Source organism: Cryptosporangium japonicum, assembly GCF_039524755.1.
GTDB classification, from domain to species: domain Bacteria; phylum Actinomycetota; class Actinomycetes; order Mycobacteriales; family Cryptosporangiaceae; genus Cryptosporangium; species Cryptosporangium japonicum.
In genome coordinates this window covers 54,523-71,771 of the sequence record NZ_BAAAGX010000031.1, presented here as the reverse complement: position 1 = coordinate 71,771, position 17,249 = coordinate 54,523, and the positions used below count along the sequence as shown (strand labels likewise).

General features: G+C 71.8%; 20 protein-coding genes and 1 pseudogene. 6 read left to right on the top strand and 15 right to left on the bottom strand.

Annotated features, from left to right (window positions below; translation table 11 throughout):
* Positions 1-37: 37 nt before the first annotated feature.
* The 5 genes from ABD437_RS34345 to ABD437_RS34325 all read left to right on the top strand — a co-directional run bounded on the left by ABD437_RS34345 (position 38) and on the right by ABD437_RS34325 (position 3,544).
* A complete protein-coding gene (locus ABD437_RS34345) occupies positions 38-973 on the top strand; it encodes a metal ABC transporter substrate-binding protein (protein WP_344653137.1) in 936 nt (311 codons plus the stop codon).
* Positions 964-1,785: a metal ABC transporter ATP-binding protein gene (locus ABD437_RS34340; RefSeq protein WP_425558304.1), complete on the top strand. Its 822-nt coding sequence runs from the start codon at positions 964-966 to the stop codon at positions 1,783-1,785. The genes ABD437_RS34345 and ABD437_RS34340 overlap by 10 nt, the downstream gene beginning before the upstream one ends.
* Positions 1,782-2,690 (top strand): metal ABC transporter permease, encoded by a 909-nt coding sequence (locus tag ABD437_RS34335; protein ID WP_344653136.1) that lies wholly within the window; start codon positions 1,782-1,784, stop codon positions 2,688-2,690. Before ABD437_RS34340 ends, ABD437_RS34335 begins: the two co-directional genes overlap by 4 nt.
* A complete protein-coding gene (locus ABD437_RS34330) occupies positions 2,687-3,055 on the top strand; it encodes an ArsR/SmtB family transcription factor (RefSeq protein ID WP_344653135.1) in 369 nt (122 codons plus the stop codon). The genes ABD437_RS34335 and ABD437_RS34330 overlap by 4 nt, the downstream gene beginning before the upstream one ends.
* Before the next feature lie 90 nt (positions 3,056-3,145).
* Entirely contained in the window at positions 3,146-3,544 is a 399-nt protein-coding gene (locus ABD437_RS34325; RefSeq protein WP_344653134.1) for a Fur family transcriptional regulator, read from the top strand.
* A 29-nt stretch (positions 3,545-3,573) separates the two neighbouring features.
* Here the strand turns inward: ABD437_RS34325 and ABD437_RS43145 are convergent.
* From ABD437_RS43145 to ABD437_RS34290, 8 genes and pseudogenes are all read right to left on the bottom strand, one after another.
* Positions 3,574-4,047, bottom strand: a pseudogene (locus ABD437_RS43145) (zinc-binding dehydrogenase); the annotation flags it as partial.
* Positions 4,044-4,424, bottom strand: a complete 381-nt coding sequence (locus ABD437_RS34320; RefSeq protein WP_344653133.1) for an alcohol dehydrogenase catalytic domain-containing protein — start codon at positions 4,422-4,424, stop codon at positions 4,044-4,046. The pseudogene ABD437_RS43145 and the gene ABD437_RS34320, both read right to left, overlap by 4 nt.
* Before the next feature lie 183 nt (positions 4,425-4,607).
* Positions 4,608-5,303, bottom strand: coding sequence for a TIGR03943 family putative permease subunit (locus tag ABD437_RS34315; RefSeq protein WP_344653132.1), 696 nt, complete (start codon positions 5,301-5,303; stop codon positions 4,608-4,610).
* A gap of 7 nt (positions 5,304-5,310) precedes the next feature.
* Positions 5,311-6,288, bottom strand: coding sequence for a permease (locus ABD437_RS34310; protein ID WP_344653131.1), 978 nt, complete (start codon positions 6,286-6,288; stop codon positions 5,311-5,313).
* A gap of 458 nt (positions 6,289-6,746) precedes the next feature.
* The gene (locus ABD437_RS34305) at positions 6,747-7,565 is read right to left on the bottom strand and encodes an isoprenyl transferase (protein WP_344653130.1); all 819 of its coding nucleotides are present in this window, start codon (positions 7,563-7,565) and stop codon (positions 6,747-6,749) included.
* Positions 7,562-8,314, bottom strand: coding sequence for a DNA repair protein RecO (gene recO, locus ABD437_RS34300; RefSeq protein WP_344653129.1), 753 nt, complete (start codon positions 8,312-8,314; stop codon positions 7,562-7,564). The genes ABD437_RS34305 and recO overlap by 4 nt, the downstream gene beginning before the upstream one ends.
* Positions 8,315-9,208 (bottom strand): GTPase Era, encoded by an 894-nt coding sequence (gene era, locus ABD437_RS34295; protein ID WP_344653128.1) that lies wholly within the window; start codon positions 9,206-9,208, stop codon positions 8,315-8,317.
* A 4-nt stretch (positions 9,209-9,212) separates the two neighbouring features.
* Positions 9,213-9,842 (bottom strand): winged helix-turn-helix transcriptional regulator, encoded by a 630-nt coding sequence (locus ABD437_RS34290; RefSeq protein ID WP_344653127.1) that lies wholly within the window; start codon positions 9,840-9,842, stop codon positions 9,213-9,215.
* A gap of 68 nt (positions 9,843-9,910) precedes the next feature.
* On the opposite strand from ABD437_RS34290, the gene ABD437_RS34285 reads away from it, so the two are divergent.
* The gene (locus tag ABD437_RS34285; protein ID WP_344653126.1) at positions 9,911-10,537 is read left to right on the top strand and encodes a maleylpyruvate isomerase family mycothiol-dependent enzyme; all 627 of its coding nucleotides are present in this window, start codon (positions 9,911-9,913) and stop codon (positions 10,535-10,537) included.
* 30 nt (positions 10,538-10,567) lie between these two features.
* Here the strand turns inward: ABD437_RS34285 and ABD437_RS34280 are convergent, their stop codons facing one another.
* From ABD437_RS34280 to dnaJ, 7 genes are all read right to left on the bottom strand, one after another.
* Positions 10,568-10,900 (bottom strand): cytidine deaminase, encoded by a 333-nt coding sequence (locus ABD437_RS34280; RefSeq protein ID WP_344653125.1) that lies wholly within the window; start codon positions 10,898-10,900, stop codon positions 10,568-10,570.
* Positions 10,893-12,206 carry a hemolysin family protein gene (locus ABD437_RS34275; RefSeq protein ID WP_344653124.1) on the bottom strand — a complete coding sequence of 438 codons (1,314 nt, stop codon included), beginning with the start codon at positions 12,204-12,206 and terminating at the stop codon, positions 10,893-10,895. Before ABD437_RS34275 ends, ABD437_RS34280 begins: the two co-directional genes overlap by 8 nt.
* Complete coding sequence (ybeY, locus tag ABD437_RS34270; RefSeq protein ID WP_051571948.1) at positions 12,206-12,721, bottom strand: rRNA maturation RNase YbeY; 516 nt, start codon at positions 12,719-12,721, stop codon at positions 12,206-12,208. Before ybeY ends, ABD437_RS34275 begins: the two co-directional genes overlap by 1 nt.
* Positions 12,722-12,740: 19 nt before the next feature.
* Complete coding sequence (locus tag ABD437_RS34265; RefSeq protein WP_344653123.1) at positions 12,741-13,781, bottom strand: PhoH family protein; 1,041 nt, start codon at positions 13,779-13,781, stop codon at positions 12,741-12,743.
* 97 nt (positions 13,782-13,878) lie between these two features.
* Positions 13,879-15,213, bottom strand: coding sequence for a serine hydrolase domain-containing protein (locus ABD437_RS34260; RefSeq protein WP_344653122.1), 1,335 nt, complete (start codon positions 15,211-15,213; stop codon positions 13,879-13,881).
* 58 nt (positions 15,214-15,271) lie between these two features.
* On the bottom strand, positions 15,272-16,006 hold the full coding sequence (locus tag ABD437_RS34255) for a 16S rRNA (uracil(1498)-N(3))-methyltransferase (protein ID WP_344653121.1): 735 nt from the start codon (positions 16,004-16,006) through the stop codon (positions 15,272-15,274).
* A 78-nt stretch (positions 16,007-16,084) separates the two neighbouring features.
* Positions 16,085-17,215 carry a molecular chaperone DnaJ gene (gene dnaJ / locus ABD437_RS34250; RefSeq protein WP_344653120.1) on the bottom strand — a complete coding sequence of 377 codons (1,131 nt, stop codon included), beginning with the start codon at positions 17,213-17,215 and terminating at the stop codon, positions 16,085-16,087.
* Between the last annotated feature and the right edge of the window lie 34 nt (positions 17,216-17,249).

Below are 17,249 nucleotides of genomic sequence, written 5' to 3'. Positions count from 1 at the left end.
TTGACATTCGTTGTCGTCAGTAATGAGAATCGTTGTCATGTACAGCGGACCCCTCCGCGCGGCCCTCACCGCGCTGCTCGCTGTCGGCGTCGCTACGGCGGCAACCGGCTGCTCCTCCACCGACTCCAGCGCTGCCGCCGCGGACGGCAAGCTCGACGTCGTCGCCGCCTTCTATCCGTTGCAGTACGTCTCGCAGCAGGTCGGCGGCGACCGGGTGTCGGTCACCAACCTCGTCGAGCCGGGCACCGAGCCGCACGACCTCGAGCTCAGCCCGAAGCAGGTGGCCGAGGTCACCGACGCCGACGCGGTCGTCTACCTGCGCAACTTCCAGCCCGCCGTCGACGACGCGGTGGACGGCGGCGCGAAGGACAAGTCGCTCGACGTGGCGACCGTCGAGCCGCTGAAGGAAGGCTACGTGCCGCTGGAGGAGGGTGAGCTGCACGAGGACGAGAAGGGCAAGGACCCGCACGTCTGGCTCGACCCCACCCGCCTGGCCGGCATCGCGGACGCGGTGGCGAAGAAACTCGGCGCCATCGACCCGGACCACGCGTCGGAATACACGGCCAACGCCAAGGCGCTGGACACGAAGTTGGGCACGCTCGACCAGGAATACAAGACGGGCCTGGCGAGCTGTCAGGAGAAAACGATAGTCGTGAGCCACAACGCGTTCGGTTACCTCGCTGCGAGGTACGGTCTCACGCAAGTGGCGATCACCGGGCTCACCCCGGAAGAGGAGCCGTCCGCGGCCCGCCTCGCCGAGGTGGCGAACTACGCGAAGCAGAACGGGGTGAAAGTGATCTTCTTCGAGACGCTCGTCAGCCCCAAGATCGCCGAGGCACTCGCCGCCGAGGTGGGCGCGAAGGCCGAGGTCCTCGACCCGATCGAGGGCATCGAGAAGAACAGCGGCGACGACTACTTCTCCGTGATGCGCACCAACCTGACCACCCTGCGAGGCGCGTTGCAGTGTCAGTGACAGAGTCAGCCCCAGTAGCCGCCGCCGAGCACGCCACGGTCGTGCTCGGCGAGCGTCCGGTGCTCCGCGACGTCTCGCTCTCGGTCACCGCCGGTGAGGTCGTCGCCCTGCTCGGTTCCAACGGTTCCGGCAAGTCGACGCTGGTCCGGACGCTACTGGGGCTGGTTCCGCTGTCCGGCGGCTCCGTCTCGCTGTTCGGCACCCCCACCGCACGGTTCGGCGACTGGCAGCGCATCGGGTACGTGCCGCAGCGGGCCGGTGCCGCCACCGGCGTGCCGGCCACCGTGCGCGAGGTGGTCACCAGCGGCCGGCTGGCCCGCCGCGGTTTCCTGCGCTTCGCGTCCGCCGCCGACCGGGCGGCCGTGACCGACGCGCTGGAGACCGTGGGGCTCGCCGAGCGCGCCCGCGAGCGGGTCTCGACGCTCTCCGGCGGCCAGCAGCAACGGGTCCTGATCGCGCGTGCGCTGGCCGGCTCCCCCGATCTGCTGGTGCTCGACGAGCCGAACGCCGGGGTCGACGCGGCCAGCCAGCGCGCGTTCGCCGAGACCGTCGAGCGGCTGGTCGAGCGCGGCACCACGCTGCTGGTCGTCCTGCACGAAGTGGGGCCGCTGGCCGAGCTGATCACCCGGACGATCGTCCTCGACCACGGCCGGATCACCCACGACGGTGCGCCGTGGGCCGACGGGCACGTCGGCGGGTACTGGATCGACACCGATCGGCACCACGTCCACGGCAACCCGACGGCGAGCCCACATGGCGAGTGGGACGGCGTTCCCGACCACGCCGGTCCGGCCAAGGCGGTGAACCGATGAGCATCCTGCACTACGACTTCATGGTCCGCGCGCTGATCGCGTCGGTGCTGGTCGGGCTGACCGCGCCCGCGGTGGGCATCTACCTCGTGCAGCGGCGGATGTCGCTGGTCGGTGACGGCATCGGGCACATCGCGCTGACCGGTGTCGCGCTCGGCTTCCTCACCGGCCAGTCCCCGGTGATCAGCGCGGTCGTCGTGGCCGCGCTCGGCGCCGTGGCGGTGGAGCTGATCCGCTCCCGCGGCGGCGCGTCCGGCGACGTGGCGCTGTCCCTGCTGTTCTACGGCGGTATCGCCGGTGGGGTGCTGCTGATCAGCCTGGCCCCCAGCGGCGGGAACGTGAACCTGCTCGGGTACCTGTTCGGCTCGCTGCTGACCACGGCACCGTCCGATCTGATCGTGATGGGCGTGCTCGCGGTCGCGGTGCTGCTGTTCACCGTCGGGCTGCGGTCGTGGCTGTTCGCGATCTGCCACGACGAGGAGTTCGCGCGGGTGTCGGGCGTGCCGGTGCGGCTGCTCAACATCCTGCTCGCGGTCTCGGCCGCGGTCACCGTCACCGTCGCGATGCGAGTCGTCGGGGTGCTGCTGGTGAGCGCGCTGATGGTGATCCCGGTGGCCACCGCTCAGCAGGTGGCGCGGGGGTTCGTCGCGACGATGGCCGGTGCGATGGGGCTGAGCGTCGCGGTCGCGTTGACCGGCGCGGTCGGCTCGTTCTACCTGGACGTCCCGTCGGGTGCGTCGATCGTCGTCCTCGCCGTCCTGGTGTTCGTGGTCGTGACCGCGGTGGCCGCGGCCGTCCGGGTCTGGCAGCGCCGCTCCGCCGCCTCCCGGTCCTCGCTCCCGGCTCCCGCTCCGCTGCCCGACCCGGTCGCGGCCGAGCCCACCGGCGCGGGCCTCCCGGGCCGATGACCGCCGACGGCGTCGCGCCGGACGTCACGTTCACCCCCCTTCCCGGCCCCGCCGGGGCGACCCAGCCGCCGGTGGACGAGGTCGGTGGGTACACGCCGGCGGCGGAGTTGCTGCGTGCGCTGGCGTCGCCGCTGCGCATCGCGATCGTGATGCGGCTCGACCAGGGAGCGCTCTGCGTCCACGAGCTCGTCGACGCGCTCGGCGTGCCGCAGCCGCTGGTCTCCCAGCACCTGCGTGTCCTCCGCGCCGCCGACGTCGTCACCTCGCACCGGCGCGGCCGTGAGGTGGCCTACTCGCTGGCCGACTCCCACGTGGCGCACGTCGTGCGTGACGCCGTCGCCCACTCCGCACATTCCCCTACCTGATCGGTTAGGGCTGGGGACACATCGCGGTTATGGCATATGACCTGAGAGGATGGGTGGGAGCCCGTCCGGCGGGCCGGAGAGGATGCCCCAATGCAAACGAGTGTCGGCCGAACCACACGTCAGCGGACGGCAGTCATGGCATTGCTCGGCGAAGTCGAAGAGTTCCGTAGCGCACAGGAGCTGCACGAGCTGCTGCGCCGGCGCGGCGAGTCCGTCGGCCTCACCACCGTGTACCGCACCCTCCAGGCCCTCGCCGACGCCGAGGAGATCGACGTCATGCGCCCGCCGGGCGGCGAGCACCTCTACCGGCGCTGCTCCAGCGGGCACCACCACCACCTGGTCTGCCGGGTGTGCGGCCGCACCGTCGAGGTGGCCGGCCCCACCGTCGAGAGCTGGGCCAACCGGGTGGCGTCCGAGCACGGCTTCGCCGACGTGTCACACACCCTGGAGATCTTCGGTACCTGCGCCGAGTGCGCCGCCCGCGGCTGAGCCCCGGTTCGGCAGCACCACCGCTTTGCCGGTGATCCGGCCACCGACGAGCGCGTCCAGTGCCTCCGCCGCCCGGTGCAGACCAGCCGGCCACCGGGCCGGAGCAGCCGCCACATGTCGCCCAGGGCGTCACCGCCGACCGAGTCGAGCACGACGTCCACACCGCCCGGGCCACCGCGCGGATCCGGCCGGGCAGATCGGGCCCGCGGTAGTCCACGCCCCGAACCGCCGCACGACGTGGTGTTCGGCGGTCGACGCGGTGCCGAGCACGGTGGCGCCGGCCGCGACGGCGAGCTGCGTGGCCAGCGTCCCCCGCCGGAGGCGCCGAGGACGGGCACGGTCTCCCCGGAGCGCACCCGCGCCGACCGGTGGAGCAACTGGTACACCGTGACGCCGTTGGTCACCAGCACGACCGCGTCGGCCGGGTCGCGGGCGGCCGGCACCGGCACCAGCCGGCGGGCCGGTACGACCACCTGCTCGGCCCAGGCGCCGGTGCCTGTCATCGCCGCGACGCGCTGCCCGACGCGGGCACCCCGGCCTCCACGACCGTGCCGACGAGGTCGTAGCCGGGGACGAACGGGAGCGCGGGCTGACCCGGGTAGCGCCCCATCGCCATCCGCACCTCGGCCGCCATGACGCCGGCCGCCTCGACGCGTACCACCGCGTCCCGGGTACCGGGCGGGGGCAGGTCCCGGTCGTCGATCGTCAGCGTGTCGGGGCCGGTGACTTCGCCAACCGGGCCGCGCTGGTCACCGACGATTTCGACGCGATCGGCGACGCACTGGAGCGCGCGGCCGCCCGCACCGCCGGCGGCTCGCCGGAGGAACGTCTGCGTGCCGTGCTCGGCGCGTTCCGGACGTGGGCGATCGCCGAACCGCACCGGTACCTGCTGCTGTTCGGGACGCCGGTGCCCGGGTCCCGCGCCCCGGACGGGACGACCACGGCCGCCGGACGCCGGACGCGGCTGCACGGTGTGTTCAGCCTCGATCCAGGGCGCGTTCATCCCGACGCGCTTCGACCCGGCGCTGCTCTACGAGTCCGAGGTGGACACCCTCGCGACGAGCTAACGATCGTAGGGCTCGGGGGGTGGGGGGATGCGGGTGAGGGTGCGGACCGCGATCGTCGGCACGGTTTCGTTGCTGACCGGGTCGGTGTGGCGGGTGGGGTCGTAACCGCCGACCACCGTGATCCACACGTCCCGTTCGAGCGTCGCCGGCGGCACCCCGGCCAGCGCGACCTTCAGCGGGCGCCCGTCGGCGGCGCAGCAGCTCAGCACGATGCGCGTGAGATAGGCGGTGCCACTGTCGTCCACCGTGACGAACCCGGTGAGCCGCACCTGACGCCCCCGGAACGAGGCCCCGTCCTCCCAGAGCGCGCGCGTGACGTAGTCGAGCACGGAGAGCCGCACCGGGTCGCCGCCCGGCAGCGGGGGCAGGTCCGACCGGGGTTGCTGCACCGCGGCCGCGCCCTGCTTCTCCACCGCGTAGGAACCGAGCGCCGGTGGCCCGATCAGGAAGATCGTGAGCACCGGCAGGAGCAGCAGCCAGGCGACTTTCGGACCGGCGTGGGGCCGCTCCTCGCCGAACAGGTCGCGCCAGAGCGTGATCGCGCCCGCGACGACGAGCACCGCCCCGGCCGCGACCAGGTACCACCGCAGCCCCGGTTTCACGTACCGCAGGTAGACGTCGGAGAACACGGTGAGGCGGAGCAGCGCGCCGCCGATCAGCAGCAGGACGATGCTCTGCGCCTCGCGGTTCATCGGTCACTCAGCACAGCAGCACGCTCCCGACGACGACGCTGATCAGCACCGCGGTGGTGAACACCAGCGGGGCGAAGCGCAGCGCGAACCCGCGGCCGAACGTACCGGCCTGCATCGCGAAGAGCTTCACGTCGATCATCGGGCCGACGACCAGGAACGCCAGCCGCGCGGTGAGCGAGAACTGGCTCAGCGACGCGGCGACGAACGCGTCGGCCTCCGAACAGATCGACAGCAGCACCGCCAGCAGCGCGAGCGCCAGCACCGCGAGGACCGGCTGCTCGGCGAGCGCGTCGAGCCACCGGCGCGGCACCGTGACGTTCAGGAACGCGGCCGTGAGCCCGCCGACGACGAGGAAGCCGCCGGCGTGGATCGCGTCGTGCCGGACGCTCAGCCAGAAAGCCGTCCACTTCGGCATCGTGCTCAGGTCGGGACGCTGCGGTAGCCGGATCCAGTCGGTGCGGCCGAACCGCAGCCAGAGCCAGCCCACGGCCGTCGCGGTGAGCACCGAGGCGACGAACCGGGCGGCGACCATCTCGGGACGCCCCGGGAAGGCGACCGCGGTGGCGACCAGCACGACCGGGTTCACGGCCGGCGCCGAGAGCAGGAACGTCAGCGCCGCCGCCGGAGCGACCCCACGTCGGACCAGACCGCCGGCGATCGGCACCGAACCGCACTCGCAGCCGGGCAGCGCGACCCCGGCGACACCGGCGACCGGCACCGCGAGCGCGGCCCGGCGCGGGAGCGCACGGACGAAGAACGACGCCGGGACGAAGACCGCGATCGCGGCGCTGATCAGGACACCGAAGACCAGGAACGGCAGGGCCTGGACGACGATCGAGACGAAGATCGTGGCCCAGGTGCGCGCCGCCGGACTGTCGAAGGCCGCGACGAGCGGACCACGGAACACGATGACCGCGATGAGCGTCGCCGCGAGGAGCTCGACCGAGCCGAGCCGCCAGCGGCTCGCGAGAGTCGTGGGCGCCACGCCAGGAATCTATCCGCGCGTCGGGCTGGACGACGGGTTACCCACAGGCCCATAGATGAATAAGACATTCATTTTTACTGAAACCAGCGACCGCCGATCCGCCATGAGCTGCATCGCCCTCAGCCCATGGCGGTCGGCGGGTCCGCCCGGGCGCAGCGGCTTCAGGTGGGGTTTCCGTAGCCGCCGCGCCCGGATCATCACCCGGCGTCCGAAGGGCCCGCAACGAACGCCGGGGAGAGCGGACCGCGACCAGCGGCGTCCGGAGTAGCCGCCGCCGGGCGCCGATCGCGCGGTCGGGCACCAGACCGGGAACCGGTGCCCGACCGCTCTCCACCCGACGCTCCCCGGCGAGGCGTACCCCGCGACCGTCGGGCGAGACCGCCCGACATCCATAGGACCTTGCGGGATCGACGTTCGGTAGAGTGACGCAGCGTTCACTCACTTTCACCTAACGTCAGTTAATTCGCTTGCCCCAGCGTGTCTTCGACCGCCACCGGGTTCGGGATCGCGCCGCCGTACCGGCGGTCACGCGACGCGTAGACCTCGCAGGCCCGCCAGATGTTGCGCCGGTCGAAGTCCGGGAACAGCGTGTCGTCGAACACCAGCTCCGCGTACGCGGACTGCCACAGCAGGAAGTTCGAGATCCGCTGCTCACCGGAGGACCGCACGAACAGGTCGACGTCCGGAATCGACGGTTCGTCGAGGTAGCGCGCGAACAGCTTCTCGTTGACCTTCTCCGGGTTCAGCCGCCCGGCGGCCACCTCACGCGCGATCGCCGCGGCCGCGTCCGCGATCTCGGCCCGCCCGCCGTAGTTGACGCAGAACTGCAGGGTCAGCACGTCGTTCCCGCGGGTCATCTCCTCCGCGTCCTCGAGCTCGGCGATCACGCTCCGCCACAGCTTCGGACGACGCCCGGCCCAGCGGACCTTCACGCCCATCGCGTGCAACTGGTCGCGCCGGCGACGGATCACGTCGCGGTTGAACCCCATCAGGAACCGCACCTCGTCCGGCGACCGCTTCCAGTTCTCGGTCGAGAACGCGTACGCGGAGAGGTACTCGACCCCGACCTCGATGCATCCTTCGATGACGTCGAACAGCGAATCCTCGCCGCGCTTGTGACCCTCCGTACGCGGCAGGCCGCGCTGCTTGGCCCAGCGCCCGTTGCCGTCCATGATCAACGCGACGTGACGCGGCACCAGGTCGGCGGGGATCGCTGGCGGCCGCGCACCGCTCGCGTGGGGGGTCGGAGGACGCACCGGCCCACGCCGCTTGATCATCGCGAGTTCTCCCCTACGTTCGTGCGGTCCACCAGCGGCAACGAGCGTAGGCCCCGCTCCAAATGCCACTGCAGGTGGGCCGCGACCAACCCGCTCGCCTCGCGCCGGGTGGGCGGTTCGGTGCGCCCGGCGTGGTTCCAGTCGCCGTCGAGCAGCGCCACCATCAGCTCCAGCGCCTCCACCGACGGCGACGCCGAACCGGGCGGACGACAGTTGCCGCAGACACATCCGCCGGCCTGCACCGAGAACGCACGGTGAGCACCGCGCAGACCGCAGACGGCGCACTCCATCAGCGTGGGAGCCCAGCCGGCGTAACTCATCGCGCGCAGCAGGTAGGCGTCGAGCACCAGCGGGGCGTCGTGTTCGCCGGCCGCCAACGCACGCAGCGCGCCGACCGTGAGCAGGTGCAGACGCAGCGCCGGTTCCCGTTCCTCGGCGGTCAGGCGCTCGGCGGTCTCGGCGATCGCGCTCGCCGTCGTGTACCGGGTGTAGTCGTCGACGAGGTGCTTGCCGAACGGGTCGAGCGTCTCCACCTGGCTGACGACGTCGAGCGAGCGGCCCTCGTAGAGCTGCAGATCGACGTGACTGAACGGCTCGAGCCGCCCGCCGATGCGGCTCTTGGTCTTGCGGACGCCCTTCGCGACCGCCCGGATCCGGCCGTGGCGCCGGGTGAGCAGCGTGATGATGCGGTCGGCCTCACCGAGCTGCTGCACGCGGAGGACGACGCCGATGTCCCGGTAGAGGGGCAATTAGAAGCCCAACCGCCGCAGCTGACGCGGATCGCGCTGCCAGTCCTTGGCCACCTTCACGCGCAGGTCCAGGAAGACGCGAGTGCCGAGCAGCGCCTCGATCTGGCGCCGCGAGGTGCTTCCCACGTGCTTGATGCGTTCACCACCGGCGCCGAGCACGATCGCCTTCTGACTCGGCCGCTCGACGAACACGGTCGCGTGGACGTCGAGCAGGTCGTCGCGGCCCTCGCGCGGCTCCATCTCCTCGACGACGACCGCCAGCGAGTGCGGCAGCTCGTCGCGTACACCCTCCAGCGCGGCCTCGCGGATCAGCTCGGCGACCATGACCATCTCGGGCTCGTCGGTGAGCTCGCCGTCGGGGTAGAGCGGCGGGGACTCCGGCAGGTACTTGGCCAGCAGGTCGGCGAGCAGGTCGACCTGGTCGCCGGCCTTCGCCGAGACCGGCACGATCTCGGCGAACTCCCCGAGCTGGGAGACCGCGAGCAGCTGCTCGGCCAGGCGCTTCTTGTCGACCAGGTCGGTCTTCGTGACGATCGCGAGCACGTTCTTCTTCTTGAGACCGGCGATCTCGTCGGCGATGAACCGGTCACCGCGACCGACCGGCTCGTCGGCGGGCACGCACAGCGCGACGACGTCGACCTCGGACCAGGTGGTGCGCACCAGGTCGTTGAGGCGTTCGCCGAGCAGCGTGCGTGGCTTGTGCAGCCCGGGGGTGTCGACGAGGACGAGCTGCGCGTCCGGGCGGTGCACGATGCCGCGGACGGTGTGCCGCGTGGTCTGCGGCTTGCTGCTGGTGATGGCGACCTTGGTGCCGACCAGAGCGTTCGTCAGCGTGGACTTACCCGCGTTGGGCCGACCGACGAAGCACGCAAAGCCCGCATGAAAATCGCTCACGCGTTCATTCTCCCACCCGGACGGTCGGCACGATCCGCCGGAGCGCGTCCTCGCTTCCGTGAACGGTGACTCCGGCCGCGACCGCCCGGGTGAGGTCGAGCGTTCCCTGCAGCAGGCCGACGAGCACCGGGCCGGGGCCGTCGACGGTGGCGTCGGGGGTCTCGTCCGGCCGGCTCGGCGCGACGGTGACGACCCCGGCCGAGGCCGTGAGGTCGAAGCCGTCGGCGGGCGAACCGAACCGGACGGTGACGTCCGGCCCGGCCGGGTCGCCGTCCCGGGCCAGGTATCGCGCGGGCAGGCTCAGCCAGTGCGTCTGGAACTCGGCGTCGGCCGGGGCGTCCGGAACCGTCGGCGCACCCCAGCGCAGGAGCTCGCGCAGCACGCCCTCCAGCTGCTCACCTCGCTCGGTGAGGCGGTACCGGACGCCCGGCACCCGGTGCACCACGTCGTGCTGCTCGAGGTCACGCAGCCGCTGCGTGAGCAGGGTCGGCGGGACGCCGGGCAGCCCGCGCTGGAGCTCGGTGAACCGCAGCGGCCCGGAGATCAGCAGCTCACGCACGATCAGGAGGGTCCACCGGTCCCCGACGACGTCCAAGGCACGCGCCACCGCGCAGAGCTGACCGTAGGACTTCATCGATTGACAATCTCCCGGGGTTACTACATTTTTTGTAGCGTAGCCGACGACACGAGATGCGGTGGCCCGTGGACACATTTGCCGAGATCGCCGACGAGCGCCGCGCGCTGGCCGACCTGCTGTCGGGGTTGACGAGCGAGCAGCGGGCCGCGCCGAGCCTGTGCGAGAGCTGGACCGTCCACGACGTGGCGGCGCACCTGATCATGCCGCTCGAGGTGGGCATGGCGAAGTTCGCGCTCACCGCGCTGCTCTGCCGGGGGGACTTCGACCGCGCGAACGTCCGGCTCACCCGCGAGCAGGCCCGCCGGCCCATCGACGAGATCACCACGGTGCTGCGCGCCAAGGCCGGGTCGCGGTTCACGCCACCCGGGTCCGGGCCGGAGGCGCCGCTCACCGACCTCCTGGTGCACGGCCTGGACATCCGCCACCCGCTGCGGCTGGCCCGGGACGTCCCGCCGGAACGGCTGCGTACGGTGCTCGGCTACCTCACCGGCCGCGCGCCCCGGGGGTTCGTGCCCAGGAACCTGCTCGACCGGCTGCGCTTCGAGGCCGACGACCTCGACTGGGCCCACGGCCGGGGCGCGACCGTCCGCGGCCCCGCCGAAGGGCTGCTGCTGGTGATCACCGGCCGTGCGGCCGGCCTCGACCAGCTCAGCGGCGACGGCGTGCCGATCCTGCGCGAGCGGCTGTCCTGAGCCGCTAGGAGCGGGAGACCACCGTAGCCGCTAGGAGCGGGAGACCACCGTGCCCGACGGATCGGCGACCAGCACGTACGCGCTCGGCGCCAGGTCGCGGACGGCGGCGACGCCCGACGCGTCGGCCTCGCCGGCCGCGGTGACCACGGCGGCGGCCTCCAAGCCGGGAGCACCGCTCGACACCGCCATCGCCACCGCCACCTGGAGCGCGGAGAGCCCCAGCGACGGCAGCGCCACGGTGGACGCCGCGTAGGTGCGCCCGTCGGTGTCGCGCACGGCCGCACCCTCCGGGGCGCCGTTGCGTGCCCGGGTGGAGCGGGCGAGCGTGATGATCTTCGCGTCTTCCGGGTGCAGGTCAGACATCGGCGGTGTGCGTCTCCTCGGCGGGCGATTCTTCGGGCTCGGGCTCGTGCCGCCGCACCAGCACGGTGTCGATGCGGTTACGGCGCCCACCGGCGCTCTCCGCGGTCAGCTCCAGGTTCTGGATGCGGACGCTCGCGCCGGGGATCGGCACCTTGCCCAGTTCGTGCGCCAGCAGACCACCGACGGTCTCGATGTCGTCGGAGTAGTCGGGCAGGCGCACGTCGAGCAGCTCACCGAGGTCCTCGACCGGCAACCGGGCGGTGACCCGCACCGAGCCGTCGTCGAGGTTCTCCACCGGGGGCCGCTCGTTGTCGTACTCGTCGGCGATCTCCCCGACGATCTCCTCGAGGATGTCCTCGATCGTGACCAGACCGGCGGTGCCGCCGTACTCGTCGATGACGATCGCCATGTGGATGCGCCGCTGCTGCATCTCGCGCAGCAGGTCGGCCACCGGCTTGGACTCCGGCACGAACTCGGCGTCACGCATGATCTGCTCGACACGCAGCTGCCGGTCGGCCTCCGGCTGGCCCTGCACGCGCCGGACCATGTCCTTGAGGTACACCACACCGACGATGTCGTCGATGCTCTCGCCCAGCACCGGGATGCGCGAGAAGCCGCTGCGCAGCGCGAGCGACGTCGCCTGCCGGACGGTCTTCGTGCGCTCGATCCAGACGATCTCCGGGCGCGGCACCATCACCTCGCGCACGATCGTGTCGCCGAGCTCGAAGACGGAGTGGATCATCTCCCGCTCTTCGCTCTCGACCACGCCCCGCTCCTCGGCGAGGTCGACGAGTTCACGCAGCTCGGTCTCGGTGGCGAACGGACCCTCTCGGAAGCCGCGACCGGGCGTCACCATGTTGCCGACCAGGATCAGCAGCCGGGCCAGCGGGTTGAGCACGCGGCCGAGCCACCGGGTGATGCCGGCGCTGGCCAACGCCACCGGGTACGGGTGCAGCCGGCCGATCGTCCGCGGCCCGACCCCCACCAGCACGAAGCTGACGACGGTCATGCTCGCGGCCGTGACGATGCCGGCCACCCAGCCGGGACCCCAGCGGTCGATCGCGACGATGGCCACCAGCGTGGTGGCGGTGAGTTCGCAGGCCAGCCGGATCAGCAGCAGCAGGCTGACGTGCACCGGCAGGTTGCCGACCAGCGCCACCAGGTTCCCGGCGCCGCGGGTGCCCGCGCGCTGCATCTCCTCGGCACGCGCGCGGGAGATCTGGTTGAACGCGGTGTCGGCCGCCGCCACGGCACCGGCGACGACGACGAGGCCGACCGCGACCGCGAGCAGGCCGGGGGTGCTCATCAGTGGTCGGAGACGGTCGGCTTGAGCGGGATGTCGGCCACCGCCGGGATGCCGATGCTGCGCCGGTACGCGCTGACCAGGCGATTCTGCAGGCCGAACATCTCCCGCTCCTCCTCCGGCTCGGCGTGGTCGTAGCCGAGCAGGTGGAGGATGCCGTGGACGGTGAGCAGCATCAGCTCGTCGGGAGTGCTGTGGCCGGCGACCTTGGCCTGTTTCTCGGCCACGGCCGGGCACAGGACGACGTCGCCGAGGAGCGTGGGCTCCGGGCCGTCCTCGTCCGCGCCCGGGCCGCGGTCGGCGTCGAGCTCGTCCATCGGGAACGCGAGCACGTCGGTGGGGCCGGTCTTCTCCATCCAGCGATGGTTCAGCTCGGCCATGTACCCGACGTCGATCAGCAGGATCGACAGCTCGGCCATCGGGTTGACACCCATCTCGTCCAGGGTGCTCCTGGCGACGGACAGCAGCGCTGCCTCGTCCACCTCGTGGCCCGATTCGTTCGAGATCTCGATCGACATGGTCCTATCCAACACCGGGTCAGCTGCGCCGGGCGGAGCGACCACCGGCGGCGCGGCGGCCACCACCGTCGCGCGGGGCCGGCGCGTGGTCGGAGTCGTAGCGCGCGTACGCGTCGACGATGTCGCCGACCAGGCGGTGACGCACGACGTCGCTGCTGGAGAGCTCGGCGAAGTGCACGTCCTCGACGCCGTCCAGGATCTCCCGGACGACCCGGAGGCCGCTGGTGGCGCCGCCGGGCAGGTCGACCTGGGTCACGTCGCCGGTGACGACGATCTTCGAGCCGAACCCGAGCCGGGTGAGGAACATCTTCATCTGCTCGGCCGTGGTGTTCTGGGCCTCGTCGAGAATGATGAACGCGTCGTTGAGCGTGCGGCCGCGCATGTACGCCAGCGGGGCCACCTCGATCGTCCCGGCCTGCATCAGGCGCGGGATCGACTCCGGGTCGACCATGTCGTGCAGCGCGTCGTAGAGCGGACGCAGGTACGGGTCGATCTTCTCGTGCAGCGTGCCCGGCAGGAAGCCCAGCCGCTCCCCCGCCTCGACCGCCGGCCGGGTGAGGATGATGCGGTTGACCTGCTTGGCCTGCAGCGACTGGACGGCCTTGGCCATGGCCAGGTACGTCTTGCCGGTGCCGGCCGGGCCGATGCCGAAGATGATCGTGTGCTCGTCGATCGCGTCGACGTAGCGCTTCTGGTTGAGCGTTTTCGGACGAATCGTCCGCCCACGCCTCGAGATGATGTTGAGGGTGAGGACCTCGGCCGGTCGCTCGTCGCTGTTCGACTTGAGCATCGCGATCGTGCGGTTCACCGCGTCCGGGGTCAGCACCTCGCCGCGCTCGACCAGCGTCAGCAGCTCGGCGAAGAGCCGCTCGGCGAAGGCGTTGTCGGCCGGGGTACCGGTCAGCGTGATCTCGTTGCCGCGGACGTGCACGTCAGCGGCGACCGAGCGCTCGATGAGGGTCAGAATGGCGTCACCGGAGCCCAGCAGGGAGACCATCGCGTGGGCGTCGGGGACGACGATGCGGGTTTGCGCCGTGGTGGGCGCTTTGATTTCTGCCATGGGCCGGCCGGTGTGGCCGCTTCCGCCTGCTTCCGTTCTCGGGACCTGTTCTGCCCCTCAATCCTACCGGGCAGGGTCGGTGTGTGGCTCCTGAGAATCAGGCGTAAGTCTGTTGGTCCCGGGTGAAGCGGTAGGTGGCCCAGCGCATGTGGTCGACCGCGCCGTCGGGGCCGCGGAACACCTCCAGCCGCTCGCCGGCCTCGCGCCCGGACACCACGCGGAACAGGTCGGGCGCCTCGAACGCGAAGATCGCCGGCGGAGCCGCGGCCACCGCCGAGGCCGACCGCGCCTCCAGGTGGCCCTTCGTCCAGCGGAACACGAACTCGCTGCCCTCCGACCACCAGCGGCCGAGGATGCCGGCGTACTCCCGCGGCGCCGGGTCGCCGATCGTCCACGGCTCCACCCGGACCGGATCGAGCCGCAGCGACTCGGCGATCAACCGGTGCGGCGCCGCCGTGATGCCGGCGGCGGTGCCCGAGGAGCCGAGCACCGCGGCCCCGATCTCCACCCCGCGACGGCACCACACCCCGGCCAGGAAGCCGGGCATCGCGCCGTTGTGCCCGATGTCCACCGCCCGGTCGGAGCCGCTGCCCTGCGGCGCGACCTGCAGCCCCAGCCCCCAGCCGGTGTGCCAGTTCACCGGGTCGGTGACCACGACCGGCTCGTACATCTCCTCCAGCGTCGACCGGGCCACCACGGCCGGGTCGGGCTTGGCCAGGAACAGCGCCCAGCGGGCCATGTCGCCCGCGGTGCTCCAGAGCTGCGCGGCGGCCGCGGCCCCACGCAGGTCGAAGTGCGGCTCCGGGCGGGCGTGATCGGAGTAGGCGTCGACCAGATAGCCCTGGGCGGCGTCCTCGCGGGGCTGCACGGTGGTGTCGGAGAGCCCCAGTGGCGTCAGCAGACGATCGGCGAGCACCTCCGCCCACGGCGCCCCGGTCTTGGCGCTGACCAGGTGCCCGAGCAGGGCGAAGCCGAGGTTCGAGTAGTGCCACCGCCGCCGCGGGCTCAGCACGGCCTCGGCCTTCGCCACCTCCTCCAGCAGCCGGGCGTCGTCGGGGACGTCGAGGGTGTCCCAGAGGTTGCCCCACGGCTCCCGCTGGAGGCCGGACGTGTGGTTGAGGATGCTGCGGATCGTCAGCTGGCCGTGCGCGGGCAGCGCCAGGTGGGCGTCGATCTGGTCGTCGAGGTCGAGCATCCCGGCGTCACGCAGCTGCAGGACGAGCACCGCGGTGAACGTTTTGGTGACCGAGCCGATCCGGAACTGCGTCTCGACGCCGACCGGCCTTCCGCTGCCCGCGTCCCCGAGCGCGAAGCTCCACCCGGGACGGTCGGATCTGACCACCGCGGCCGCCACGGCAGGTACTCGTTCCTCGGCCTGCAGCGTGCGGATCACGCGCTCGCAGGCCGCCGTCGCCTCGCCGGTCGGTGGCATCCCGGACTCCTCTCGACCTTGAGAGAAGGGTAACCAGCCGGACGTACTGTTATGCCCGTTAACCCCAACGTGACGTACGCGCATTGACGACGGCGAGTGCCGCCACCCCCGCGGTGGACGTGCGCAGCACGGTGTCGCCGAGCCGCACCGGCACCGCCCCGGCCGCCACGAACCCGTCGAGTTCGTCGGGCGCGATGCCACCCTCCGGGCCCACGACCAGCGCGATCGTGCCGGTCCCGGCGGCCAGCGCGGTCACCGCGAGCGGCTCGGTGGCGTCCTCGTGGAGCACGAACGCGACGTCGTGCGAGGACAGCAGCTTCCGGACGTCCGCAGTGGACGCCAGATCCGCGACCCCGGGCAGCCAGAGGCGGCGGGACTGCTTCGCGGCCTCCCGCGCGGTACTGCGCCAGCGCCCGAGCGCCTTGTCGCCGCGGGCTTCCTTCCAGCGGGTGACCGACCGCGACGCCGACCAGGGCACGATCGTGTCGACCCCGGCCTCGGTCATCATCTCGACCGCGGCTTCGCCGCGATCGCCCTTCGGCAGCGCCTGCACGACGGTGACCGCCGGCGACGGTTGCGGCACCCGCTCGATGCCCCGGACGTCGAGCCGCAGCGCATCGCGGTCGGCGGCCACGACCACGCACGAGGCGCGCCCGCCGACGCCGTCGGCCAGCAGCAACGTCTCACCGGGGCCGAGGCGGCGCACCGTCGCGGCGTGCCGGCCCTCGGGCCCGTCGAGCACCGCCGGCCCGACCGGCGGCAACTCGTCTACGAGGAAGACGGGATCAGTCATGCCGACCCCTCCCTAGCGGTCGGCGCCGTCATGACTGACCGATCAACTCTGCTAGCCGGAATTCGCCCGAGCGCTCAGTCAAGCGTGTCCGTTGAACGCGTCACGGACCTTGGAAAAAAAACCGCCCTGCTGCCGCATCGGCTCCGGGCGCTCCTCACCCCGCAGCTTTGCCAGTTCGCGCAGCAGACGCTCCTGCTCGGCGTCGAGCCGGGTGGGAGTACGCACTTCGAGGTGGACGTGCAGGTCACCGCGGCCGCTGCCGCGCAGGTGCGGAACACCGCGGCCACGGACCCGGACGACGGTGCCGGGCTGGGTGCCCGCCTTGACCTCGATCTGCTCTTCGCCGTCGAGCGTCTTGAGGTTGATGTTCGTGCCCAGCGACGCGGCCGTCATCGGCAGCGAGACCCGGCAGTGCAGGTCGTCGCCCTGGCGGGTGAAGACGTCGTGCGGGCGCTCGTGCACCTCGACGTAGAGGTCACCGGGCGGGCCGCCGCCGGGGCCGACCTCGCCCTCGCCGGCCAGCCGGATCCGCATGCCGTCCTCGACGCCGGCGGGCACCTTGACGGTGAGCGTGCGGCGGCTGCGCACCCGGCCGTCACCGGCGCACCCCGGGCAGGGGTGCGGGATGACCGTGCCGAAGCCCTGGCAGGCCGCGCACGGGCGGGACGTCATGACCTGGCCCAGGAACGAGCGCTGGACGGTCTGCACCTCGCCGCGGCCGCCGCAGACCTCGCAGGTGGCCGGGTGGGTGCCGGGTGCCGTGCCGGCGCCGGAACACGTCGTGCACCGCACCGCGGTGTCGACGGTGAGCTCCTGGTTGACGCCGAACGCCATGTCGACCAGGTCGAGGTCGAGGCGGATCAGCGCGTCGGAACCGGGCCGGGTGCGCGGACGCGGACCGCGGGTGGTGGCGCCGCCGAAGAAGGCGTCCATGATGTCCTGGAAGCCCATCGTGAACGGACCGCCAGGACCGCTCGGGCCACCGCCGCCGGGCGCCATCGGGTCGCCACCGAGGTCGACCAGCTCGCGCTTGGCCGGGTCGGAGAGCACCTCGTACGCCACCGAGACGTCCTTGAACTTCTCCTGCGCCTCGGCGTCAGGGTTCACGTCCGGGTGCAGCTCGCGCGCGAGCCGGCGGTAGGCCCGTTTGATCTCCTCGGGTGTCGCGTCCCGCGCCACCCCGAGGATTCCGTAGTAGTCCTTCGCCACGTGTGTGTCCCCAACTCCGGAAGGCATATCCCTG